Raw genomic sequence first — 22,797 nt, 5'->3', positions numbered from 1 at the left:
GCCCCTCTTCCGCATGCGGGAAGAGGGGGAGTTGGGGGCGGGGTTCAACGGCGACTGTGCTCACTGCGGATAGCAGATCTCGCCATCGACGAAGGTGGTGACCATGCCGCCGCTCTTGTGTCCGCTGACGAAGACATAGCCCGTAGCGCCGGCGTACTGACCGGTGGCATCGACGATCTGCTGATACGCGGTGACCACGCCCTCGGGGCCGCTGGTGGTGACGCCGGTCTCACGCATGGTGATGTTGCCGTTGGCGGTGCGGTACTCGAACGGCCCGCTGTACGAGATGAAGGTGGGCGACGTCGCCGGGCCTGCACGCGCGCTGTCGGCGGCGAAATGCGTGGTGCCGCGCAGGCCGTGGTTGCCGTCGACCTCGCCGAGGAAGCACGAAGCCAGCCCAGGGTTGCAACCTTGCGTTGCGCTGACCTCGACGAGGTCGGCGTGGATCTTCTTGCATTCGTCGGCGCTCGCCGGTGCGGAGGCCAGGGCGAGCGCGACGATGAGACTCAGAGGCGCGATGTTCACGATGTTCATGACGTTCTCCATTGCGTGGGAAACCAGTGCGCGGGCTGGCTCCCTGCGATGCCCCCATCGAAGCGCGCGAGGCGTGGACCTTGCGAGTGGATCGGTGCCCCGTGCGGGCTCACTGCATGCCGCCGGCCAATACCTTCCGTGAGCGCGTAACACCCCGCTCGAGGAACGCGCGGCGTGCGAACCAGGCGCAGGGCCAGCCCACCAGCACCACGTGGGCGAGCACACTGCATGCGATCCACAGCCGGTTGCCTGCGCCGCCTGCGGGCGCGGCCGAGAAGGGGACGACGACGTAGGTCATCACCGCGTACAGCAGCAGGCCGTAGAGCGCGCCGCAACGCCACGGATGACTCAGCAATGCGACCAGGCGTCGCGCCGGCAGCGCATAGCCCAGCGACATCGTCATCGCGATCAGGTAATGCAGCGCCACGCCCAACAGCGCGGTCGCGGTGCCGCCATCGAAGCTGGCTTTGCCGAGCAGCCCGGCGGCCACGCTCTGCCACACGCGCTGCGGCGCGATGCCCTGGAGTGCCCAGAAACCCGTGGCAAAGGCGAAATCGAGCGCGCCCGCCACGCAGCCGCCGAACAACACCCAGCCCAACGCGGTGCGCGTCAGGGGCGCTGTCGCAGATGAAATCGCTGGATGGTGCGTGGCCATGACCGACAGGTCTCGTGTTTGCCGAGTGGCCCCAAAACTAGCGGGCCTTTCGAAAAACAGGAGCACCAATCCGGTCGCGTCCGGCGGAGCCAATCGCACATAAAAATTGCCCGGGAACTGAGTCCCGGGCAGGTCCGCGGACGGAGGTGGGCTGTTCCTTGATCTGGATTACGCGGAACGAGCCGTCGACCTTGCTGCTGGAGAGAGAGAGATGAGCACCGCAGACGGCTTCAGCTTGCGCCGCCAATTGTTATCGCGGTGTGGGTAACCGGGCCCCGGCGCAGACCGTCTGTCCGGTTCTCTCGGACGGCTGTCGAAACGGGTCAGATCGCAAGCGTCGGCCGCGCGTCTGCTACCAGCTACGAAGTTGTCCCGCGTGCCATTGCCGCGCGAACAGCGCCGCAGGGATGCCGATCAACACCGCGTATGCGGCGATGCAGGCCAAGGTCCATGCGAGCGGCTCGGGTCGCGAAGGTGCTGCGGACCAGTGCGGCACGATGAGCTGGAACAGCAATGCATACATCAGCACGCCGTATACCGCGCCCATCGTCAGCGGACGTCGCTGCAGCAACGGAAACCGGCCTGCGAGCAGGTGATAGCCGGTGACCATCGCGGTGGTCAGGTAGTAGTACAGCGCCGCGCCAAGCAATGCGGTCGCCATGCCGCCGGATATCGCCGCATCACGACCGAGCACCCACGAGGCGATCGACTGCGGAATGCGTATCGGCGCCACACCGGAACGCAGCGACCAGAACCCCGCAGCGAAGGCCAGATCGAGTGTCCCCACCAGCACGCCGCCGAACAGCAGCCAGGACCAGAGAGGTAACGCCCGGGTGTCCGCCATGGTGCCGCCCTGGGCGGGACGGGTTGGCAGGAGGTCGCTGCGCAGGGGGTGGTTCGCTTTCATCTCGGGCTCCGGCTCGCAGGGGAGGGCTTGCGGGAATGGCTCCATCAGAAGGGCTAGGATTGGCACTGGCAAGGTCCAATTGACAGGGATCGAATAGGGCCATTCCAGGCCATTCCCTTCTGGCCATTCCACGGAGGCGGCCATGCATCTCCAACTCGACGGTCGCGGACCGCTGCACGCCCAGCTCACCCGCGCGCTGAAAACGGCGGTGTTTGCCGGCCGGGTCCACCAGGGGTCACGGCTGCCGGCTACCCGGCAATTGGCGCGCGAACTCGGAGTCTCGCGCAATACGGTGCTGGCCGCTTACGAACAACTGCGCGCAGAAGGCTTCGTCGACGGCCGCGTTGGCTCTGGCAGCTATGTGACCCCGCCGCTGCAGGCATTGCGAACGATGCATGCGGTGAACGCGACGTTGGCGCCGCAATCCGAGTTCGCCCGCCGCGGCCGCCTGTACCACGACCACCTGCGCATTCCGGGGCGCCGCATCGAGGGCGTGCGTTATTCCTTCCAATACGGCGTGCCACTGACCAACCCCGCCTTGACCAGCAGTTGGGCTCGCGAACTGGCCCACGCCGCCGCCTACACCGCGCCCAACTACCCGATGACGCAGGGCCTGCCGGCGCTGCGCGAAGCGGTTTGCGATTACCTCGCGCGACGCCGTGGCGTACAGGCCCAGCCGGAGGACGTGATCATCGTCGACGGCACCCAGCAGGCGGTGGCGCTGGCGGCGCGCGTGCTGCTCGACATCGACGATACCGCCGTCATCGAGGAGCCTCATTACTCATCGATCCGCGAAGCGCTGCTGATCCATGGCGCGAAGCTGCACACAGTGGGCGTCGACGAGGAAGGATTGCAGTGCGAGGCCCTGCCGGAGCAGGGCGCCAAGCTGGTATGCGTGACGCCGTCGCACCAGTTCCCTACCGGCGTCGTCATGTCGCTGGCGCGGCGACTGGAACTGCTGGACTACGCGCACCGACACGGCAGCTGGATACTCGAGGACGACTACGACGGCGAATTCCGCTACGACGCGCAGCCGCTGGCCGCGTTGCGCTCGCTGGACGAATACGGCCGCGTGATCTACGTGGGCACCTTCTCCAAGGTGATGTTCCCTTCGCTGCGGCTGGGCTACATGGTGGTGCCCGCGGGATTGCGCGGCGACTTCGTCAACGCCAAGTGGCAGGACGATTTCGGTTCGCCCGGCATCGAGCAGGCCGCCCTGGCGCGTTTCATGGCCGATGGCGGCTTCGAGCGGCATCTGCGCCGCACCTGGAAGACGCTGAAGGAACGTCGATCGGCATTGCTGGACGGACTGCGTCGCTGCAGCGCAGGCCGCCTGCAGATCAACGACTCGCACGCCGGCATGCACCTGGTGGTGTGGCTGAAGGACCGGACCCGCGCCGAAGGCGAGGCCTTCATCGCGCGGGCGCGCAGCCTCGGCCTGGGCCTGTATCCGATCACCCCGTACTACCTGGATCCTCCGGACCGGGCGGGGTTGCTGCTCGGTTATTGCGGCCTGTCGGTCGCCGAGATCGACGAAGCGGTGGAACGATTCGCCACCTGCCTGGACGAGTCGTGATGGTGGCGGGCGACGGGGTCAGCGCGCCGCGATGACGGCTACCACGAGCGCGATGGCGTACAACACCAGGTCCGTGGCGCCATTGGCCAGCTGGAACAGCGTCCACGCCAGGTTTGGCCCCAGCTTTATCGCCGACTCCCAAGGCTGCAATCCCAATACCAGCCCGAGCTGCGAGGCGATGATGCCCCAGTTGGCCAGGGCCACGATCGCGGCGGTGGCGATCAGCGCCAGCGTCATCCGGCGGGGGCCGGCCGGATAGCGCCCCAGGCGCAGCATCCAGGCCACGTCGAGGGCGCCGAGCACCGCCATCCAGCTGTTCTGGGCGTCGTTGAACAGGCTCAGCACGATCCAGATCGCGGCGAAACCGGCAGTGCCGAGCAACAGGAGCATCCACGACAGCCAGAAGGCACTGCGGGCGGGCGGCGGGGTCGGGGACGTCATTCGGCGCGGGTCGGGAGCGGCAGGCAATCCGCACAGCATAGCGGGCGCCGGCTCCTGAAGGTTTCCGCGCATTGTCCGGACGCCGGCAGTTTCAGTGGTCGTGGCACCAGCGGACTCGTCCGGCATGGCCAAAAACGGTCCTCCATGGGCCTCAGGCCCTAGAATGGCCGCCTTGTGCTGCGCCGCGGCACCCATATTTATCCAGCATGTATTCCCGCAGCAGCGAACCCGTCCGTTTCGAGCGCGATTGCGCCGTAGTCCTCGTGCCGCAGGGCGAGCAGGTGACCCTGCCCGCGGGCAGCGTCGGCTATATCACCCAGGCGCTCGGCGGCAGCTACACCGTCTTCGTCGAGGGCAACCTGTTCCGTGTCGCCGGCCGCGATGCCGATGCTATCGGCAAGGAGGCGCCCGAGCCGCTGGAACTGCCCGAGGGCGCCGACGACGAGGCGGTCGAGCAACTGGTGTGGCGCCAATTGCGCACCTGTTTCGATCCGGAGATCCCGATCAACGTCGTGGACCTGGGTCTGGTCTACGAGGCCAGCATCCACGAGCACCCGGAAAAGGCGGGCGAGCGTCGCGTCGAAGTGCGCATGACCCTGACCGCCCCGGCGTGCGGCATGGGCGACATCCTGGTGTCGGACGTGCGCGACAAGCTGGAGATGATCCCGACCGTGGCCGAGGCCGATGTCGAACTGGTGTTCGACCCGCCGTGGAACCGCAACATGATGTCGGAAGCGGCGCGCCTGGAAACGGGCATGTTCTGAGTCGTGCAGGCCTGACCTGGCGATAAAAAAAACCGGCTTCGGCCGGTTTTTTCATTGCTGCCCGCCGTCGGTGAAATGGCAGGAAAGGCTCGGCCTTCCCCCAGGCCCTCTGCCGGGGCTTTTTGGGCGATTACCGCCCGCCGCATTGCGCACGTGGCAGACCTTTTGTCGGGGCGCACAGGTGCCCTGCCGGTCGTCTGCGCATGGTCCGCGAAGCGCTGTTTCTGGCCGCCGTTCGCGCCATCCGCGGGTCCGCCGAGCTCGTGCGCATTTCGCACATTCAGGCGACTGACTTTGCCGAGTTTGGCTGTTCAGCAACGTGGGAGCTTTGTTAATTTGAGACGCAATCCTCATTTTTATTGACGATTCAGGTTGAAACCCCGTTGTTGCCCGACAGGCGGTCGTCTAGCGTCACCCGGCGGACATTCTTTGACAGTCCGCGCATCCGCGCAGAACGCCGGGTGCGGATCGGCCAAGGCTGGCCGCACGAACGGGGTCTGACGCTTCTCTTTGCCGCGCACTGCGGCTTTTCACTGTTTCGGGGGTTAACCAGATGTCTCAGTACCAATCGCGTGGCCTGCGGGCCAACGCTCTGGCTGTTGCTACGTCGCTCGTCCTCTCGTCCGCGCTGTTCGCTGCACCGGCCTTCGCCGCCGGTCGCGTCGACCTCAGCGGACTGCAGTCCACCGAAAAGTACGACCGCTTCATCGTGAAATACCGTGACGGCAGCGCCGAACAGGGCAGCTCCGCCACGATGCAGCGCTCCCTGAATGCCGCGGCCGTCTCCGCCGGTGCCGGCAAGAAGCTGGGCGTGAACCACGTGCGTCGCATCGCCACCGGTGCCGATGTGGTCCGCGCCGATCGCAAGCTCGATCGCGCCGAAGCCGAAACGCTGATGCGCCAGATCGCGGCTGATGCGAACGTCGAGTACGTCGAAGTCGACAAGCTCAACAAGCCGCTGCTGACCCCGAACGACACCAGCTACAGCCAGCAGTGGGGCTACTCCGGCACATACGGCATCCGCGCCGACCAGGCCTGGGACGTCACCAACGGCAGCGGCGCCGTGGTCGCCGTGCTCGACACCGGCATCACCAACCACAGCGACCTCAACGCCAACATCCTGCCGGGCTACGACTTCATCGGCGACACCGCCGTGTCGAACGACGGCAACGGCCGCGACAGCGACCCGAGCGATCCGGGCGACTGGGTGGCCGCCAACCAGTGCGGCGGCACGCACGCTGCGCAGAATTCGAGCTGGCACGGCACGCACGTCGCCGGCACGATCGCCGCGGTGACCAACAACGCCAAAGGCGTGGCAGGCGTCGCGCACGGCGCCAGGATCGTCCCGGCGCGCGTGCTCGGCACCTGCGGCGGCTACGACTCCGACATCGCCGACGCGATCATCTGGGCGTCGGGCGGCACCGTCAGCGGCGTGCCCGCCAACGCCAACCCGGCCGAGGTCATCAACCTCAGCCTCGGCGGCAGCGGCGCCTGCGGCACGACCACGCAGAACGCGATCAATGGCGCGGTCGGCCGCGGCACCACGCTGGTCATCGCCGCCGGCAACGACAACGTCAACGTGTCCAACGCCTCGCCGGCCAATTGCAACAACGTCATCGCGGTGGCCTCGATCACCAGCACCGGCGCGCGTTCGAGCTTCTCCAACTACGGTGCGCTGATCGACATCGCCGCGCCGGGCTCGAACATCCTGTCCACGATGAACGCCGGCACCACTACGCCGGGCGCCGAGACCTACGTGTCCTACAACGGCACGTCGATGGCGACCCCACACGTGGCCGGCGTCGTCGCGCTGATCCAGTCGGTGGCGACCACGCCGAAGACGCCGGCGCAGGTGGAGGCATTGATCAAGGGCAACGTCACCGCGTTCCCGTCGACGCCGTCGCAGCCGATCGGCCCGGGCATCCTCAACGCCAAGGCCGTGGTCGATGCCACCAACGGCACCACGCCGCCGCCGGGCGGCACGCTGACCAAGGGCGTGGCCGCAACCAACCTGTCGGCCGCGACCGGTGCGTACGTGAAGTACACGATGGCGGTGCCGGCCGGCGCGACCAACCTGACCTTCACCACCTCCGGCGGCACCGGCGATTCGGACATGTACGTCAAGTTCGGCAGCGAGCCGACCGACACCGTGTACGACTGCCGTCCGTACCTGTCGGGCAATGCGGAGACCTGCACGATCGCAGCACCGCAGGCCGGCACGTACTACATCAACCTGAAGGCCTACGCGGCGTTCTCGGGCGTCAGCCTGGTCGGCGACTACAGCACCGGTGGCGGCGGAACGCAGACCTACAGCAACACCGCCGACTACACGATCAGCGACAACGTCACGGTCGACAGCCCGATCACGGTGTCCGGCCGTAGCGGTAATGCGCCGAGCAACGCATCGGTGTCGGTCAACATCGTGCACACCTACCAGGGCGACCTGAAGGTGGACCTGGTCGCGCCCGATGGCAGCCTCTACAACATCCACAACCGCACCGGCAGCGGCACCGACAACGTGATCAAGACGGTGACGCTGAACCTCTCCACCGAAGCGCTCAACGGCACGTGGAAGCTGCGCGTCAACGACAACGCGGCGGGCGATACCGGCTACATCAACAGCTGGAGCGTCACGTTCTGATCGGGTCGACGCCGCAAGGCGGATGACTCTCTCTCGACCCCGGCCTCGGGCCGGGGTTTTTTTTCAGGTCGCGTCCCGAACCCGTGCGCCTTGTCGGCGGCCGGTCTAGCGTCGGCCGGCCGTTGACTTGTGGGTGTCAGGGGGCCATCCGCGCGATGCCACTGCCCATCGCCAAAGCGACGGGGAAGCAGTGAGGATGCACAAAACGGAAGTGCGCGGTTGCCAGTGGTTGTCGACGCCTCGTTGGCGCGACGATGCGCGTGCGCCTTGCTGATGCCGCGCGACCGCAGCCGGCGGTCAGCCGGCGGGTTCGAAGCGGTTGGCGGCGACGTTCTTGCGCACCTTGGACGGGTCCCAGATGCGGCCGTTCATGGCGATGTATACGCCCGGCGGTAGCGCCTGCACCGCGCCGACCGCGCAGCCGATGTTGAATTCGGCGTCCGATCCGCGAAAGCGCGCCGGGCTCAGCGCCCCGGTGAGCACGATGGTCTTGTCGGTCAGGCTCGCCAGCACCTTGGCCGTTTCCACCATCGTGTCGGTGCCGTGGGTGACCAGCACGTGCCGTGCCGGCTGGGCGGCGATGGTGGCGCGGATCAGTTCGCGGTCATCGGCGCTGATGTGCAGCGAGTCCTTGCGCAGGATCGGGATCACCGTGAACTCGAAGCCCACGCCCAGTTCACGCAGCATGCTGCCGATCTGCGGTTCGCCGATCTGGTAGTCCGACTTGTCGTCGAAGTAGATCTTGTCGATCGTGCCGCCGGTGGTGACGATGCAGAGCTGGTCCATCGTGATGTCGCGCGCTGGGAAACGCCGCAATTATACGGGCAGGGCGGGCCTTGGCCCGCACTCGATGGACTTCTGCCGATGTGTGTCGCGACGGAACCGCGCAACGCGGGCCTAGGCCCGCCCTACGGTTTTTTGGCGAAGCGGGCGCGCAGGCCGGGCAGGCTGGCGGCGAGCACGATGGCCACCGCCAGGACGATTTCCGCAATCGCGAAGCCGCGCTCCGGCGCACGCGTGTAGGCCACCATGACCCCGTGGCTGAACCATCCCAACGCCAGCACGCCCGCCCAGAACGCCGCCTTCCGGCGACCGTGCAGGGCCGCGGCCGCCAGCGCCAGCGGCGGCAACGCGAACACGACCAGCGCCGCCAGCGGCGAGGGCTGCGGGCCGAACCACGCAATGAACAGTCCGCTCAGCGCCAGCAGCGCGATCACCATCACCTGCCGGATGTTCATGCCGCCACCTTTGCCACCAGCGTGGCCAGCCTGCGCCCGAGTGCGCGCGCAAGTTGCGCTTCCTCGTCGCTCAGTTGTGGGTCGTCCTGGCTGCCGGACACGTGGCTGGCCCCATAGGGCGTCCCGCCGCTGCGGGTGCTGGTGAGCGCAGGTTCGGTGTACGGGATGCCCATCAGCACGCAGCCGTGGTGCAGCAGCGGGACCATCATCGTCAGCAGGGTGGCTTCCTGGCCGCCGTGCATGGTCGCGGTGGAAGTGAACACCGCCGCCGGCATGCCGACCAGCGTGCCGCTGGCCCACTCCGCGCCCAGGCCATCGAACCAATGCTTGATCGGCGCGGCCATGTTGCCGAAGCGGGTGGGACTGCCGAGCGCCAGGCCGGCGCATTCGACCAGGTCGCGCGGTTCGACATAGGGCGCGCCCTCGTCGGGCACCGGCGGTGCCGCGGTCTGGGTCACTGCCGCCACGGGCGGTACGGTCCGGATGCGCGCGCTGACACCTTCGACCTCGCCGATGCCGCGCGCGACCTGTCGCGCCAGTCGCGCCACCGATCCGCCGCGGCTGTAATAGAGCACCAGAACTTCGGTCATCGCATTCTCCCAATGGCGTGGAAGGATAGTGGATGCGGCCCGTGGACGCAGCGGAGGAGCGAAGGCGCCACTTGATCAGCCGCCTGGATCTCCTCGTCATTCCGGCGAAAGTCGCAATCCATTTTGCTGTTCTTGCTTCCAGCTCGCCTCGCGATGGGTGCCGACAAGGTCAAGCCCAGGATGAAGGGCTGACCCCCGCCACAACCGTGCCCATATCGACGCCAAGGCCCATGCTCCCGCCAGCACCCCCCATCGGTTACGCTCCGCCCGATGGAACCGTTGGACTCCTTGAATCGCTGGAGCGAGCGCATGCGCGACCGCGCGCGCGTCGGCACGTTCTTCCGCTTCGTTGCGCGCCGGTTCCTCGAGGATGATCTGTTCCAGGCCGCGGGCGCGCTGGCCTACACCACGATATTCGCGCTGGTGCCGCTGTCGATGGTGGTGTTCGGCGTGCTGTCGGCGTTCCCGGTGTTCAACGAGTGGAGCGACCGGCTCAGCGATTACATCTTCTCCAATTTCGTACCGACCGCTGCGCGCTCCGTGCAGGCCTACCTCAAGCAGTTCTCCGCCAATGCCGGCCAGCTCACCACCGCCGGCGTGATAGCGCTCGTCGTATCGCTGCTGATCACGGTCTACGGCGTGGAATCGGCGTTCAACCGGATCTGGCGGGTCAAATCGGCCCGGCCCCGGCTGGGCCGCTTCCTCGTCTATTGGACGGTGTTGACCCTGGGCGCGTTGATGGCGGCGGCCAGTCTGGCGATCTCGGCCAAGTTCTTCGCCATGTCGCTGTTCGAGACCCAATCCGGACGCGCGCTGCAGACCCTCATGCTTCGCGCAGCGCCGATGGTCATCGAACTGGTGGCCATCACCGCGATCTACCGCGTGGTGCCGCATCGCACGATCCAATGGCGCCATGCGTTCGCCGGCGCGCTGCTGGCGACGCTGTTGTTCGAAGCGGTGAAGTGGGGGCTCGGCCTGTACCTGGGCAGCTTCAATTCCTATTCGAAGATCTATGGTCCTTTGGCCGCCGTGCCGATCCTGCTGTTGTGGATCTATCTGAGCTGGGTGGCGGTGCTGTTGGGCGCGTCGCTGGCGTCGTCGATGTCCGAGTTCCGTTACCAGCCGGCCTCGATGCGCCTGCCGCTGGGCTTCGAGATGTATGGCCTGCTGCGCCTGCTGGCCCGGTTCAACGAGGTGCGCAAGGAAGGGCGCGGCCTGCACAGCGACGAGATCGAGCGGTTGGAGCCGATGTTGACCGACGCGCTGGTGCAGCAGATGCTGGCCCAGCTGTGCGAGATCAACGTCGTCCGGCGGGCCGAAACCGGCGAATGGCTGCTTTCGCGCGATCTCGACGAGTTGACCCTTGCCGAACTCTACGAGGCGTGTCAGTTGCGTATCCCGATAGCGGAGGCGCGCTTGCCCTGCCACGACGATTCGCTCGGACGCTCGGCGGTCGCCATCATGGACGAGCTGCGATTGCCCCTGCGCGAGCTGCTCAAGCGCCGCGTTTCCTCCATCCATGCCGAACCCGAGAGTTGAACCGATGCCTCATTACCGCCATGTCCTGATGCCCATCCTCGCCACGGCGGTCGTGCTGCTTGGCGCGTGCCAGAAGCCCGCGCCGCAACCGGAAGCCGCGCAACCGGCCCAGCAGGCGCCCGCTGCTGCGACACCCGAAGCGCCGGCTCCCGCCGAAAAGCCGGCATCGGCCGATACCGCGACCCCCACGCTGAAGATTGCGACCACCGACGGCCGTCAATACGACCTCGCCGAGCATCGCGGCAAGTGGGTAGTGGTGAACTTCTGGGCCACCTGGTGCAAGCCGTGCCTGAAGGAAATGCCGGACCTGTCCGCGCTGGACACCATGCGCGAGCACGTCGAGGTGATCGGACTGGCCTACGAGGAAATCGAGCCGGCCGACATGCAGGCGTTCCTGAAGAAACATCCGGTGGCCTATCCGATCGCCATCGTCGATACCTATTCGCCGCCTGCCGATTTCGATACGCCGCGCGGATTGCCGATGACTTATCTGATCGGCCCCGACGGCAAGATCGCTGACAAGTTTTTGGGACCTGTGACGGCACATGACATCGAATCGGCCATCGCCAAGGCCGGTGGCCCGGCGGCGGCACCGGCCAAACCGGGAGAGAAGTCATGAAAGCGGCGCGCTTCATCGTCAGCGGCCAGGTGCAGGGGGTGTGGTTTCGTGCGTCCGCCCGTGACCAGGCGCAGGCGCTGGGGTTGCGCGGCTATGCGAAGAACCTGCCCGACGGCCGGGTCGAGGTGCTGGCCGTCGGCGACGCCGCCGCCATCGACACGCTGGCGGCGTGGCTGCGACAGGGGCCCGAGCTCGCACACGTGGAGGACCTCGAGCGCCTGGACGCGCACGAGGACGAAGCCGGAGAGGGCTTCGTCACCATTTGAGTCCGTTATTGCGCGTTGGCCGCTGCGCGGCCTGGCGGCGCTGAAGCCTTACACCTTGAAGTTCTTTATCGGCTTGAGCGCGCCGTAGCGTTCCTTCTTCGGCTTGCCCGGCAACTTCGGGAACTTGAACTTCTTTTCCGGCACTTCCTTGTCGGGAATGCGCGACAGCAGGTGGCGGATCAGGGTGAGTCGGCCGATTTTCTGGTCGTTGAAATCGACCAGCGTCCACGGCGCATGGCGTGTGTGCGTGGCCTTGAGCATTGCTTCGCGAGCGCGGGTGTAGGCCTCGTAATGCCGGCGTGCTTCCTCGTCGATCGGCGAGAGCTTCCAGCGCTTGAGCGGATCCTGGAGCCGCTCGGCGAAGCGCTCCTCCTGCTGGTCCTGGTCGCAGCACAGCCAATACTTGAACAACACGATGCCGTCGTTGACGAGCATCCGCTCGAATGCCGGCGCTTCCGCCAGGAACGTCTTGACCTGCGCGTCGGTGGCGAAGCCCATGACCTTCTCGACACCGGCGCGGTTGTACCAGCTGCGATCGAACAGCACGATCTCTCCGGCGGCGGGCAGGTGCGGCACGTAGCGCTGGAAATACCACTGCGTGGCTTCGCGGTCGTTGGGCTTGGGCAGGGCGACGACACGGCATTGACGCGGATTGAGATGCTCGGCGATGGCCTGGATCGCGCCGCCCTTGCCGGCGGTGTCGCGGCCTTCGAAGAGCACCACCATTCTGCAGCCGGAATGCTGCACCCAGCGCGCCATGTCCACCAGCTCCAGCTGCATGGGCTCCAGCAGATCTTCGTACTCCTTGCGCTTGAGCTCGCTCATCGCGGTGTCTTCCTGCTGCGCGTGGTCCGGTGTGAACCGGACATCGACCTGGCCACTTCGAGCAAGGCGCCCTGTTGCCGGCTGTTGAGTGCGCGATAGGCGGCGAGCAGGTCGTGCTCGCCCTGCGTGCGTGCGGGATCGAGCGTGCTGGCCAGTTCGGCCAGCAACGCGCCGACGGGCACGCCGAACGTGCGCGCCAGCGCGTCGAGTTGTTCCTTGCCGGGCATCTTCTCGCCGCGCAGCCAGGCGCTGACCGTGGCCACGCCGGCACGCGGGATGGCGGTGGCGATGTCGGCCGTGGTCAGGCCGCGGGCTTTGGCGAGCAATCGCAACGTGGTGTCCAACGACATCGGGTCACTCTCCGTTTTCAGGGCTGGCGCTTGAGGCCTAGCGCTCCTTCAGGCGCGGGCGCAGCGTGGCGAGATTGCACGGACGCGTGCGCGCATCGAGCTGGCTGACGATGATCTTTTCCCAGGCGGTGCGGCAGGCCGAGGTCGAGCCGGGCAGGGCGAACACGAACGTCCCGTTGGCCAGCCCGGCGAATGCACGCGACTGCAGCGTGGACGTGCCGATCTCGTCGAAGCTGATCGCGCGGAACAGTTCGCCGAAGCCGGGCATCTCCTTGTCGAGCAGCGGCAGCAGCGCTTCCGGTGTCGAGTCGCGACCGGTGAAGCCGGTGCCGCCGGTGACCAGGATGCCGTCGACGTTGTCGTCGGCGATCCACAGCGACACCGTGGCGCGCAATTTGTACCGGTCATCAGGCAGCAGGTTGCGGTCGGCGAGGCGGTGGCCGGCATCGCGCAGCGCCTGCACGAGGTAGTCGCCCGAGCTGTCCTCGGCCAGCGTGCGTGAGTCCGATACGGTCAGCACGCACAGGTTCAGCGGTATCAAATCGCGTTCGGCAGTCATGGCGCGCAGCCTACCGCATCGCGGGTTCAGCCGGTGCCCAGCGATGCCGGCGGCAGCCCCTGCCGATGACGTAGCGACATTTGCCTGACAACAGCGGCAAAGTCGGCGGCGAAGCCGGCCATGTCGAACAGTCCGCTGTCGCTGCGACGCTGTGCCAGTTCCTGCTTGAGCGCGGCCAGCGCCTGCGGGTTTCGAGCCCATTCGATGGCGCGCTTCACGAACGTCGTATCGTCGCTGACGTTCATCGAGGTCATGCGCAGGTGATGGTTGAGGCTGCCGGCCACGCGCGCCGCGAACGTGCTGCCGGGTCGCGTCAGGACCGGGCATCCCGCCCATAGCGCATCGGAGGCCGTGGTGTGTGCGTTGTAGGGCTCGGTGTCGAGGAACAGATCAGCCAGCTGCAGGCGCGCCAGGTACTCGGCATGCGGCTGCTTGCCCATGAACACCAGTCGATGCGGATCGACGCCCTGGCTCTGCGCGAATGCGCGCAGGCGCCGGTCGGCCTGGCCCGGTCCGGACAGCAGCCACAGCACGCTGTCGGGCACTTCGCGCAACACGGCCAGAGCCCGCGTCATGCTGCGTGGGTTGAGCTTGTAGCTGTTGTTGAAACAGCAGAACACGATGCCGCGCCCGTCATCGCCGCGCTCGGGCAGTCCGCATGCGGTGCGCGAAGGGGCCGGTGGCACGACCCGGGCGGTGTCGGTCGGCTGGAAACAGCGCGGCAGCCAGGCCACCGATTCGCTGAAGTCGCTCGCCATCGATTGCGGGACCACGAAGCGGTCGGCCAGCACATAGTCGATCCACGGCGCACCCGACGTGCCCGGGTAGGCCAGCCAATTCACCTGCACCGGAGCGGGACGCGTCGCCAGCACTTCCGGCACGCCGCCACCGCCCCAGCCGCGCAAGTCGAACAGCACTTCGATGCCGGCATTGCGGATCGCTGACGCGACCTGCGCATGCGCGCGCATCGAGACGTCGTGCAGCGTGTGCGCGGCCGCCTGAAGTCGCTGGCGGATGGCGCTGCCGTCGTCCCGGTTGAGCGCGAACAGGTGGATCTCGAAGTCGGGCTGCTGGCGCAGATGCTCGAACAGCGCCACGGTCAACAGGCCCGTGGGGTGGGCGCCGAACCCGTTGGAGAGGAAGCCCACGCGCACCAGGGGCACATCGATGGCGACCGGCGGCGGCGGCAACGGTCGCACCGCGATGGCGCCGGCGCGCAACCGCGCGCAACGCAGCTGTTCCGCCGCGCTGGCGTCCTCGCTCAAAAACGCGAACGGCTCCACCGCCGCACGTCCGGCGTTCACCGCATCACGCACCTGCGCCGCCAGCTTGTCGAGGTCGCGCCAGTCGCACAGCTTGCGTCGCCATGCCAGCAGGTACGCCGCCAGTTGCGGTTCGTCCGGCGCCAGCGCGTACGCATGGGCGTAGGCCTCAAGCGCCGCTTCGGCCTCGCCGGTGTCCTCCAGCGCATGCGCCAGCCAGACCGCGATGCCGGGATGGTGGGGTGCGTTGTTGGCAGCCGCGCGCAGGCTTGTTACGGCCTCCTTGCGCAGGCCCTGCATCCACTGCGCACGTCCGAGCCTGGCCAATGCCTCCGGATGCCCGGGTTGCAGCGTCAGTGCACGCCGCGCCGCCTCCTCGCCGGCTCGCGCGTCGCCACTGTCGAGTTCGTGCTCGGCCAGCAGGATCCACGCGAACGCATCGCCTGGATTGCGTTCCAGCGCGTGGCGCAGTTCGATGCGCGGGTCGGCTTGAGGGGATGGGTTCACGGCGTCAGGCCAGCGGCAGGTGATAGCGCAGCGTGTCGTCGTAACGCTGCCAGCCAACGGCTTCGTACAGCGTCTGCGCGATGCGGTTGTCGGGCATGGTTTCCAGTTCCAGGCGGATCGCGCCGTCGTGGCGTGCGAAGCCGGCCGCGGCCTCGATCAGCGCCTGCGCGACGCCATGGCGGCGCGCGTCCTGCACGACGAACAGGTCGTTGAGCACCCACACGCGTGCGGCGCGCACCGACGAGAACGTCGGGTAGAGCTGGGTGAAGCCGGCCGGGCGACCGTCCAGGCGTGCGATGAACACCACCGACTCGTTGCGTTCGAGCCGTTGCGAGAGGAAACGCCGTGCCAGCGCCACGTCCGAGGGCTGGTGGTAGAAACCGCGATACTGGTCGAACAGCGGTGCCAGCGCGTCGAGGTCATCGAGGCCGGCGCGTTGGACGGTCGGAACGCTCACTGCCTCGTTCATGCTGCCTCCCGGGTGATGGTCGCTGCTGCTGGTTGACTCAGGCCGACGCGGTCAATCGCGCCAGCTCGTCGGCCTGGTGCTCATGCTGCAGGCGGCCGATCAACGTGTCGAGATCGCCCTGGATGATGTTGGGCAGGTCGTAGAGCGTCAGCCCCTCGACGCGATGGTCGGTGATGCGGCCCTGCGGGAAGTTGTAGGTGCGGATGCGCTGGCTGCGGTCGCCGCTGCCGACCTGCAGCTTGCGCGTTTGAGCCTGCGCAGCCGCCGCCTTGGCTTCCTGCGCTTCGGCCAGCATCGCGCCCAGGCGTTTCATCGCCTTGTCGCGGTTGGCGTGCTGGCTGCGCTCAGTCTGGCTCTCGACCACTATTCCGCTGGGCACGTGGGTGATGCGGATCGCCGACTCGGTCTTGTTGACGTGCTGGCCGCCGGCGCCGCTGGATCGGAACGTGTCGACTTTCAGGTCGGCAGGATTGATCTCGATCGGCTCGCCTTCGGCCTCGACCGGGATGATCGCCACGGTCGCCGCCGAGGTGTGGATGCGGCCCTGCGATTCGGTCTCTGGCACGCGTTGCACGCGGTGCGTGCCGGATTCGAACTTCAGGCGCGAATACGCGCCGCGTCCTTCCACGCGCGCGATGACTTCCTTGAAGCCGCCATGTTCGCCCGGGCTGCCCGATTCGACCTCGACCCTCCAGCCCTGTCGCTCCGCATAGCGCGCGTACATGCGGAAAAGGTCTCCGGCGAAGATCGCCGCCTCGTCGCCACCAGTGCCGGCGCGCACTTCCAGGTAGATGTCGCCTTCGTCGCGCGGGTCCTTGGGGATCAGGTGCGAAAGCAACTCGGCATCGAGTTGCTCCAGCCTTGCGCCGGCCGCGGCGATCTCCTCCTCGGCCAGTTCGCGCAGTTCCGGGTCGCCGCGCATCGCCTCGGCGGCGGCCAGATCCTGCTTGGCCTGCTGCTCGGCAGCCAGCGCGTTGGCGACAGGCTCCAACTGGGCGAACTCGCGCGAGAACTTGCGAAAGCGCCCGACGTCGCCGATCACGCCGGGGTCGGACAACAGCCGTTCGAGTTCCTCGCGTCGTTCGACCAGGGCTTCGAGTTTGCGGCGCAGGGAAGGAGTCATCGACAGGAGAGAGAAGGAGGGGATTGAACTGGCCGAGCGATCATCCCGGACCGTGCCGGAACGACAGTATCCGCCAGGACGCTACCCGGCCGTCTCGTCGTCCTGGCCTTCGTGCGCCGGGAACAGTTTGTCGGCGGCGCGCGCCAGGTCGTTGTTCCCCGTCAGTGCGGCTTCGCGCAATGCCACGGTCGGCGCGTGCAGCAAGCGATTGGTGAGCGTGTGGGCGAGGAAGTTCAGCACTTCCTCCGGGTCCTGGCCCGACGCCAGTTGCTGGCGGGCCTTGGCCAGCACTTCGGCCTTCGCCGATTCGCCGTGCGCGCGCAGGCGCTTGAGCGGAGCGGTGCGCGTGCTGGCCGCGAGCGTTTCGGTGAAGCGCGCGACCTGCAGCTCGACGATGGCTTCCGCCTCGGCGGCGGCTTCGCGACGGCTGCGCCGGTTGTCCTCGATCGCGCGTTCGAGATCGTCGACGGTGTAGAGGAACACGTCCCGCAGTTCGGCCACGTCCGCGGCGATGTCGCGCGGCACGGCCAGATCGAGCAGCAGCATCGGACGGTGCCGGCGCGTGGCCAGCGCGGCGGCGACCTGCGGCTTGCGCAGGATCGGATCGCGGCTGGCAGTGGCGCAGATCACCACGTCGGCCTCACCCAGGTGCTTGTCGAGTTCGTTCAACGGCAGGGCGAAACCGCCGTGGCGGCTGGCCAGTTCCTGCGCATGGGCGAGCGTGCGGTTGGCGACCAGCAGGCGCTTGGCCCGCGCCTGGACGAGATGGCGCGCGGCCAGTTCGATGGTCTCGCCGGCGCCGACCAGCAGGACGGTGGAGTCCTCCAGGCGGGCGAAAGATTCCTGCGCAAGTCGCACCGCTGCGGAGGCCACCGACACCGGATTGGCGCCGATGCGCGTATCGGTGCGGGCGCGCTTGGCGGTGGTGAAGGCGTGCTGGAATAGACGGTCGAGCTGACCGCCCAAGCTGCCGGCGTTGCGCGCGGTCGCCCAGGCGTCCTTGACCTGACCCAGGATCTGAGGCTCGCCCAGCACCAGCGAATCCAGGCCGGTGGCGACGCGGAACAAATGACGAACGGCATCGGCATCGCGATGGCGGTACAGATAGGCGTGCAGGTCGCCGATCTCTTCCGGATGCGTCGCCAGCCAGTCGGCCAGCGCCTGGCCGTCGTCGTCGGCGACGGCATACAGCTCGGTGCGGTTGCACGTCGACAGCAGGGCCACCTCATGCACCTGCGGCAATGCGCGCAGTGCGTCGAGCGCGGCCGGCACGGTGTCGGCTGAAAACGCGACGCGCTCGCGCAGGCTGACCGGCGCGGTCTCATGGTTGATGCCTAGGACGAACAAACTCATTACATCAAACTCATCTACGCCGGGCTCGTACGTTCAGGTGCTTGCGATAAGCTGCTGGCTGCTGAAGGCCGCCATTCTACCGGCCCTGACTTCGACCAGCTTGAAGCTTTCGATACCCGCAGCGTTCCGTCTGTCGACCCTTCCCAGCGTCACGGTGCTGGCCCTGGCTCTGCTGGGGGCGGTGTCGTCCGTGCCCGCGGCTGAACGGGCTGCCGCACCCAAGCAGGCCGACCCGACGACCGCTTCGATCGAGCCACTGCTGGCCGGCGAGTTTGCCCTGCAGTCGGGGCGGCTCGACGAAGCGGCGCACTGGTACCTGCAGGCGGCGAAGGCCTCCGGCGACGTCGCCCTGGCCGAACGCGCGACCCGCATCGCGCTGCTGGCCAAGAACGACAAGCTGGCCGGCGAAGCCCTCGCGCTGTGGCGCAAGCAGGGTGGCGACAGCGCCTCGCTGCAGGCGGCGGAAGCCACTGTGGCGCTGCGACGCGGCTCCGACCGCCAGGCTCGCAAGCACCTGGTGGCGCTGATGCAGCGGTCGGGCGACGAAGGCTGGCGGCAGGCATTCGGCGTACTGCTGACCGGCGACCCGCAGCAGTCGGCCAAATTGCTGGAGCGACTGGTCGACGACGGAGAGATTCCGCACCGGCTGCAGGCCTGGCTGGCGTTCGGCGGCCTGGCGCAGAAGCTCGAGCAGCCGCAGTTGGCCGAGCGAATCGTCGCCGAGGTGGTGCGGCAGTTTCCGGGCGAGCCGCGCGTGGCCCTGCTGCGTGCCAGCCAGTTGCGCGAGGCCGGCAAGCCCGACGAGGCGCGCCAGGTGCTGGCGCCGCTGGCCGAGCAGGCCGGCAACGACCCGGAATTGCGCCTGGCCATCGCCAGTGAGTACGACGCCCTGGGCGACCAGAAGGCGGCGGCTGCCGCGTTGGCGCGCGGACCGCAGGACGACCAGACCTATGCGTTGCGCGCCTCGCTGCTGGCCCGGGCCGAAGACAAGACCACTCTCACCGCGCTGTACGACGAGCTTCGCGGCACCGCCAGTCGGCCCGATCCGGGGCGTCGCATGCTGCTGGGGCAGTTGGCGGAATTCCTGGAGCGCTACGAAGAGGCGCTGGACTGGTACCGCGGCGTTCCCGGTGGCCCGCAGCGCTGGCAGGCACGCCTGCGCGCGGCCAACGTCATGCATGAACTCAAGCGCGACAAGGAGGCTTATGCCGAGCTGGCGGCCATCCAGTCCGACGTGACCGCCGATGACGAAGCGCGACGCGATGCGTATCTGTTGGAGGCGGCGCTGCGCCAGGAGGACAAGAACAGTGCCGGCGAACTGGACGCCTATGCGCGGGGTCTGGCGGCTTTCCCGGACGATCCCGACATCCTCTATGCGCGTGCGCTGGGATGGGAGCGGCGCGACGACATCCCCCGCGCCGAAGCGGACTTCCGCAAGATCCTGGTCTCCGATCCCGACAGCGTCGCGGCCTTGAACGCGCTGGGCTACACCCTGGCCGACCGCACCACTCGTTACCGCGAGGCGCTGGAGCTGATCGATCGCGCCCGCGCCGCCGAGCCGGACAACGCGGCGATCATCGACAGCTACGGCTGGGTGCTCTATCGCCTCGGTCGCAAGCAGGACGCGCTGGTCGAACTGCGGCGCGCGTTCGCCCTGCAGAAGGACGCCGAGATCGCCGCCCACCTGGCCGAAGTGCTCTGGGAGCTGGGCAAGCAGGATGAAGCGCGGAAGTATTTCGACGAAGCGGCCAAGCTCGACCCCGACAACCGCTCGCTGAAACGGGCGCTCGAACGGACAGGTGCGTCCGGAGTCGCGGCGGGGGCGAACAAGTGACCGTGCGGGCTTTGCTGGTGGCCGCCGTGGTAATGGGGCTGGCGGCTTGCAGCGCCACCGCGCCGCGGCCGACCCTTCCGCCCGAGCGCATCGCCTCGGCCGAAACGGAGCAACTGGCGCGCGAGCAGGCCCTGCGCAAGCAGTCGACCTGGTCGCTGCAGGGGCGGATCGCCGTGGCCAACCAGGGCAAAGGCGGCAGTGGCCGCATCGACTGGCAGCAGGATGGTCCGCGGTATCAGGTAGCGCTCAGCGCCCCCGTTACCCGGCAAAGCTGGCGTCTGAGCGGCGACGATGCCAGTGCACGGCTGGACGGCATCGAAGGCGGGCCCCGCGAGGGACGCGATGCCGCGCAACTGCTGCGCGAGACGACCGGGTGGGAAATTCCGGTGGTCGCCCTGGCCGAATGGGTCCGGGGCGTCCGCGCGCAGGCGTTGGGACCGGCTCGCGTCGCCTATGGCGAAGACGGCCGGCTGGCGCGCATCGAGCAGGGCGGCTGGGCGATCGATTACGTCTGGAATGCCGCGATGCCGGCCGGGTCGGCGCTGCCGGCGCGCCTCACCGCGCGCCGCGGCGAGGCCCAGGTGCGCCTGATCATCGACCAGTGGGGCGACGGCGTACCCGAATGAATCCGCGTTCAGACGAAGCCGGCTGGTCGTCCTGGCCGGCGCCGGCCAAACTCAACCTGTTCCTGCGGATCACTGGTCGCCGCCAGGACGGCTATCACCTGCTGCAGACGGTTTTCCGGCTGCTCGATTGGGGCGACACGATCCGGCTGCGGGTCCGTGAGGACGGACAGGTGCGCCGCCTCGGGCCGTCGGTCGCCGGAGTGGAGGAGGCCGAGGATCTCACCGTCCGCGCCGCAAAATTGCTGCAATCTGCGGCGAAAATTCAGCCTGGTGTCGACATTTCCCTGGAAAAGCGCATTCCAGCCGGTGGCGGCTTCGGCGGCGGGTCTTCGGATGCGGCTACCGTCCTTGTGGCGCTCGATGCGCTTTGGCAGGCGCATCTGGGTGTGGATCGCCTGGCCGAGCTGGCGCTGCAGCTCGGGGCCGACGTACCGGTCTTCGTGCGGGGCGAGAATGCCTGGGCCGAAGGGGTGGGGGAGAGCCTGACGCCGATCGTGCTGCCCCCCTCGTGGTACCTGCTGGCCGACCCCGGCGTGCACGCTCCGACCGCCGCGCTTTTCCAATCCTCTGAATTGACGCGGGATGCCTCGCCCGCGACAATATCCGACTTCGTTTCGGGTGTACCGCTCGGGAATGCGTTCGAGCCGGTACTGCGCGCGCGCGAGGCGGCCGTAGAGGCCGTTTTTGCTGCGTTGTCGCAGGTCGGATCGCCGCGCCTGACCGGGTCCGGCAGCGGCTGTTTCGTCGAATTCGCCTCGCGCGAATCCGCCGAGGCGGCGGTGGCAGCGTTGCCTGCGGGACTGCAGGTCTGGCTGGCGGCCGGTGCGGCACGTTCACCGCTGCACGCCGCGCTCGAAGCTTATCGCCCCTGAATCAGGCTCCTGAAGCCAGTGCACGGGGTGGTGCAAACCATCCGCAGGGGCGTCGCCAAGTGGCCCAAGGCACCGGGTTTTGATCCCGGCATTCGTAGGTTCGAATCCTACCGCCCCTGCCATTTCATCCACGGGACTGGCCCTGCAGCAACGGGCCGGACAGGAAGTCACCCCGCCCAAGGTCAGAGCGAAAGCGGAGAGCACAGTGCAGAACGATCGCAACCTGCTGGTATTCAGCGGCAACGCCAACCGCCCGCTCGCCGAGGCGGTGTGCAAGGAATTGGGCATCCGCCTGGGCAAGGCCCTGGTCAGCCGCTTCTCCGACGGCGAGGTGCAGGTCGAGATCGAGGAGAACGTGCGCCGGCAGGAAGTGTTCGTGATCCAGCCGACGAACGCGCCGAGCGCCGAGAATCTGGTGGAGCTGCTGGTCCTGATCGACGCGCTCAAGCGCGCCTCGGTCAGCAGCGTCACCGCGGTGGTGCCGTACTTCGGCTACGCCCGCCAGGACCGCCGCCCGCGCTCCTCGCGCGTGCCGATCACGGCCAAGGTCGCGGCCAAGATGTTCAGCGCAGTGGGCGCCGACCGCGTGCTGACGGTCGACCTGCACGCCGACCAGATCCAGGGCTTCTTCGATATCCCGGTCGACAACGTGTACGCCTCGCCGCTGCTGCTCGCCGACATCTGGCGCGCACACGGCACCGACAACCTGATCGTGGTCTCGCCGGATGTCGGCGGCGTGGTGCGCGCCCGGGCGATCGCCAAGCGCCTGGACGATGCCGACCTGGCCATCATCGACAAGCGCCGTCCGCGCGCGAACGTGGCCACGGTGATGAACATCATCGGTGACGTCTCCGGCAAGACCTGCGTGCTGGTCGACGACATCGTCGACACCGCCGGCACCCTGTGCGCCGCGGCCAATGCGCTCAAGGCGCAGGGCGCGACCAAGGTGGTGGCGTACTGCACGCACCCGGTACTGTCGGGCGCGGCGATGGACAACGTGACCAAGTCGCAGCTCGACGAGTTGGTGGTGACCGACACCATTCCGTTGTCGGAAGCGGCCAGGGCCTGCGGCAAAATCCGCCAGCTCAGCGTCGCCGAGCTGCTGGCCGAGACGATCCGTCGCGTCGCGTTCGGTGAGTCGGTCAGTTCGTTGTACGTCGACTGATTCAAGAAATCTGCGGCGGCGGTGATTCCTTCATCCGTCGCTGCAATCGCCGCTCACCTGGTCGCGGGTGAGCGTTTCAACC

At 67.6% G+C, this 22,797-nt stretch carries 24 protein-coding genes, 1 tRNA gene and 1 pseudogene; 12 read left to right on the top strand and 14 right to left on the bottom strand.

The window, feature by feature from the left end:
* Positions 1–60 precede the first annotated feature (60 nt).
* The 3 genes from J2X06_RS10400 to J2X06_RS10390 all read right to left on the bottom strand — a co-directional run bounded on the left by J2X06_RS10400 (position 61) and on the right by J2X06_RS10390 (position 2,096).
* Positions 61–534 carry a hypothetical protein gene (locus J2X06_RS10400; RefSeq protein WP_310061952.1) on the bottom strand — a complete coding sequence of 158 codons (474 nt, stop codon included), beginning with the start codon at positions 532–534 and terminating at the stop codon, positions 61–63.
* Positions 535–643: 109 nt separating this feature from the next.
* A complete protein-coding gene (locus J2X06_RS10395; RefSeq protein WP_310061949.1) occupies positions 644–1,189 on the bottom strand; it encodes a hypothetical protein in 546 nt (181 codons plus the stop codon).
* Between the two features lie 352 nt (positions 1,190–1,541).
* Positions 1,542–2,096, bottom strand: a complete 555-nt coding sequence (locus J2X06_RS10390) for a hypothetical protein (RefSeq protein WP_310061946.1) — start codon at positions 2,094–2,096, stop codon at positions 1,542–1,544.
* Positions 2,097–2,238: 142 nt separating this feature from the next.
* Here J2X06_RS10390 and J2X06_RS10385 point away from each other — a divergent pair, with 142 nt between their 5' ends.
* On the top strand, positions 2,239–3,672 hold the full coding sequence (locus J2X06_RS10385; protein WP_310061942.1) for a PLP-dependent aminotransferase family protein: 1,434 nt from the start codon (positions 2,239–2,241) through the stop codon (positions 3,670–3,672).
* Positions 3,673–3,690: 18 nt separating this feature from the next.
* On the opposite strand, the gene J2X06_RS10380 is transcribed toward J2X06_RS10385, so the two are convergent.
* Complete coding sequence (locus J2X06_RS10380; RefSeq protein ID WP_310061937.1) at positions 3,691–4,113, bottom strand: hypothetical protein; 423 nt, start codon at positions 4,111–4,113, stop codon at positions 3,691–3,693.
* A 206-nt stretch (positions 4,114–4,319) separates the two neighbouring features.
* On the opposite strand from J2X06_RS10380, the gene sufT reads away from it, so the two are divergent.
* The 3 genes and pseudogenes from sufT (at position 4,320) to J2X06_RS10365 (ending at position 7,518) form a co-directional block, all read left to right on the top strand.
* Positions 4,320–4,877, top strand: a complete 558-nt coding sequence (gene sufT / locus J2X06_RS10375) for a putative Fe-S cluster assembly protein SufT (protein WP_310061935.1) — start codon at positions 4,320–4,322, stop codon at positions 4,875–4,877.
* Positions 4,878–5,430: 553 nt separating this feature from the next.
* Positions 5,431–7,158: pseudogene (locus tag J2X06_RS10370) on the top strand (S8 family peptidase); the annotation flags it as partial.
* Between the two features lie 87 nt (positions 7,159–7,245).
* The gene (locus J2X06_RS10365; protein WP_310063590.1) at positions 7,246–7,518 is read left to right on the top strand and encodes a proprotein convertase P-domain-containing protein; all 273 of its coding nucleotides are present in this window, start codon (positions 7,246–7,248) and stop codon (positions 7,516–7,518) included.
* Positions 7,519–7,815: 297 nt separating this feature from the next.
* On the opposite strand, the gene J2X06_RS10360 is transcribed toward J2X06_RS10365, so the two are convergent.
* The 3 genes from J2X06_RS10360 to wrbA all read right to left on the bottom strand — a co-directional run bounded on the left by J2X06_RS10360 (position 7,816) and on the right by wrbA (position 9,346).
* Entirely contained in the window at positions 7,816–8,304 is a 489-nt protein-coding gene (locus tag J2X06_RS10360) for an asparaginase domain-containing protein (RefSeq protein WP_310061933.1), read from the bottom strand.
* Between the two features lie 122 nt (positions 8,305–8,426).
* Positions 8,427–8,756: a DUF2069 domain-containing protein gene (locus J2X06_RS10355; RefSeq protein WP_310061930.1), complete on the bottom strand. Its 330-nt coding sequence runs from the start codon at positions 8,754–8,756 to the stop codon at positions 8,427–8,429.
* Positions 8,753–9,346: an NAD(P)H:quinone oxidoreductase gene (gene wrbA / locus J2X06_RS10350; protein ID WP_310061928.1), complete on the bottom strand. Its 594-nt coding sequence runs from the start codon at positions 9,344–9,346 to the stop codon at positions 8,753–8,755. The genes J2X06_RS10355 and wrbA overlap by 4 nt, the downstream gene beginning before the upstream one ends.
* Before the next feature lie 270 nt (positions 9,347–9,616).
* Between wrbA and J2X06_RS10345 the strand changes: the two genes are divergently transcribed.
* From J2X06_RS10345 to J2X06_RS10335, 3 genes are read left to right on the top strand one after another with little or no spacing between them, the layout of a single operon-like run.
* The gene (locus tag J2X06_RS10345) at positions 9,617–10,885 is read left to right on the top strand and encodes a YihY family inner membrane protein (protein ID WP_310061926.1); all 1,269 of its coding nucleotides are present in this window, start codon (positions 9,617–9,619) and stop codon (positions 10,883–10,885) included.
* 4 nt (positions 10,886–10,889) lie between these two features.
* Entirely contained in the window at positions 10,890–11,504 is a 615-nt protein-coding gene (locus J2X06_RS10340) for a TlpA family protein disulfide reductase (protein WP_310061924.1), read from the top strand.
* Positions 11,501–11,770 (top strand): acylphosphatase, encoded by a 270-nt coding sequence (locus J2X06_RS10335; RefSeq protein ID WP_310061921.1) that lies wholly within the window; start codon positions 11,501–11,503, stop codon positions 11,768–11,770. Before J2X06_RS10340 ends, J2X06_RS10335 begins: the two co-directional genes overlap by 4 nt.
* 48 nt (positions 11,771–11,818) lie before the next feature.
* Here the strand turns inward: J2X06_RS10335 and ppk2 are convergent, their stop codons facing one another.
* From ppk2 to hemA, 7 genes are all read right to left on the bottom strand, one after another.
* Complete coding sequence (ppk2, locus tag J2X06_RS10330) at positions 11,819–12,595, bottom strand: polyphosphate kinase 2 (RefSeq protein ID WP_310061918.1); 777 nt, start codon at positions 12,593–12,595, stop codon at positions 11,819–11,821.
* Positions 12,592–12,945, bottom strand: coding sequence for a helix-turn-helix domain-containing protein (locus tag J2X06_RS10325; protein WP_310061915.1), 354 nt, complete (start codon positions 12,943–12,945; stop codon positions 12,592–12,594). Before J2X06_RS10325 ends, ppk2 begins: the two co-directional genes overlap by 4 nt.
* Positions 12,946–12,982: 37 nt before the next feature.
* The gene (moaB, locus tag J2X06_RS10320) at positions 12,983–13,504 is read right to left on the bottom strand and encodes a molybdenum cofactor biosynthesis protein B (RefSeq protein ID WP_310061912.1); all 522 of its coding nucleotides are present in this window, start codon (positions 13,502–13,504) and stop codon (positions 12,983–12,985) included.
* A gap of 26 nt (positions 13,505–13,530) precedes the next feature.
* Complete coding sequence (locus J2X06_RS10315) at positions 13,531–15,273, bottom strand: UDP-N-acetylglucosamine-peptide N-acetylglucosaminyltransferase (protein WP_310061909.1); 1,743 nt, start codon at positions 15,271–15,273, stop codon at positions 13,531–13,533.
* A 4-nt stretch (positions 15,274–15,277) separates the two neighbouring features.
* Positions 15,278–15,742, bottom strand: coding sequence for a GNAT family N-acetyltransferase (locus tag J2X06_RS10310; protein WP_310061906.1), 465 nt, complete (start codon positions 15,740–15,742; stop codon positions 15,278–15,280).
* A gap of 37 nt (positions 15,743–15,779) precedes the next feature.
* Positions 15,780–16,865, bottom strand: coding sequence for a peptide chain release factor 1 (gene prfA / locus J2X06_RS10305; protein WP_310061903.1), 1,086 nt, complete (start codon positions 16,863–16,865; stop codon positions 15,780–15,782).
* Between the two features lie 81 nt (positions 16,866–16,946).
* Entirely contained in the window at positions 16,947–18,218 is a 1,272-nt protein-coding gene (gene hemA / locus J2X06_RS10300) for a glutamyl-tRNA reductase (RefSeq protein ID WP_310061900.1), read from the bottom strand.
* Between the two features lie 112 nt (positions 18,219–18,330).
* On the opposite strand from hemA, the gene J2X06_RS10295 reads away from it, so the two are divergent.
* The 5 genes from J2X06_RS10295 to J2X06_RS10275 all read left to right on the top strand — a co-directional run bounded on the left by J2X06_RS10295 (position 18,331) and on the right by J2X06_RS10275 (position 22,715).
* Positions 18,331–20,052, top strand: a complete 1,722-nt coding sequence (locus J2X06_RS10295) for a tetratricopeptide repeat protein (RefSeq protein ID WP_430539591.1) — start codon at positions 18,331–18,333, stop codon at positions 20,050–20,052.
* 32 nt (positions 20,053–20,084) lie between these two features.
* Positions 20,085–20,678, top strand: a complete 594-nt coding sequence (lolB, locus tag J2X06_RS10290; RefSeq protein ID WP_430539590.1) for a lipoprotein insertase outer membrane protein LolB — start codon at positions 20,085–20,087, stop codon at positions 20,676–20,678.
* The gene (ispE, locus tag J2X06_RS10285; protein WP_310061894.1) at positions 20,675–21,550 is read left to right on the top strand and encodes a 4-(cytidine 5'-diphospho)-2-C-methyl-D-erythritol kinase; all 876 of its coding nucleotides are present in this window, start codon (positions 20,675–20,677) and stop codon (positions 21,548–21,550) included. The genes lolB and ispE overlap by 4 nt, the downstream gene beginning before the upstream one ends.
* A gap of 45 nt (positions 21,551–21,595) precedes the next feature.
* Positions 21,596–21,672: transfer RNA gene (locus J2X06_RS10280), tRNA-Gln, on the top strand.
* Between the two features lie 83 nt (positions 21,673–21,755).
* The gene (locus J2X06_RS10275; protein WP_310061891.1) at positions 21,756–22,715 is read left to right on the top strand and encodes a ribose-phosphate diphosphokinase; all 960 of its coding nucleotides are present in this window, start codon (positions 21,756–21,758) and stop codon (positions 22,713–22,715) included.
* Positions 22,716–22,797 lie beyond the last annotated feature (82 nt).

The organism is Lysobacter niastensis (assembly GCF_031457115.1).
GTDB lineage: Bacteria > Pseudomonadota > Gammaproteobacteria > Xanthomonadales > Xanthomonadaceae > Lysobacter_J > Lysobacter_J niastensis_A.
This window is presented reverse-complemented; position numbering and strand designations above follow the sequence as displayed.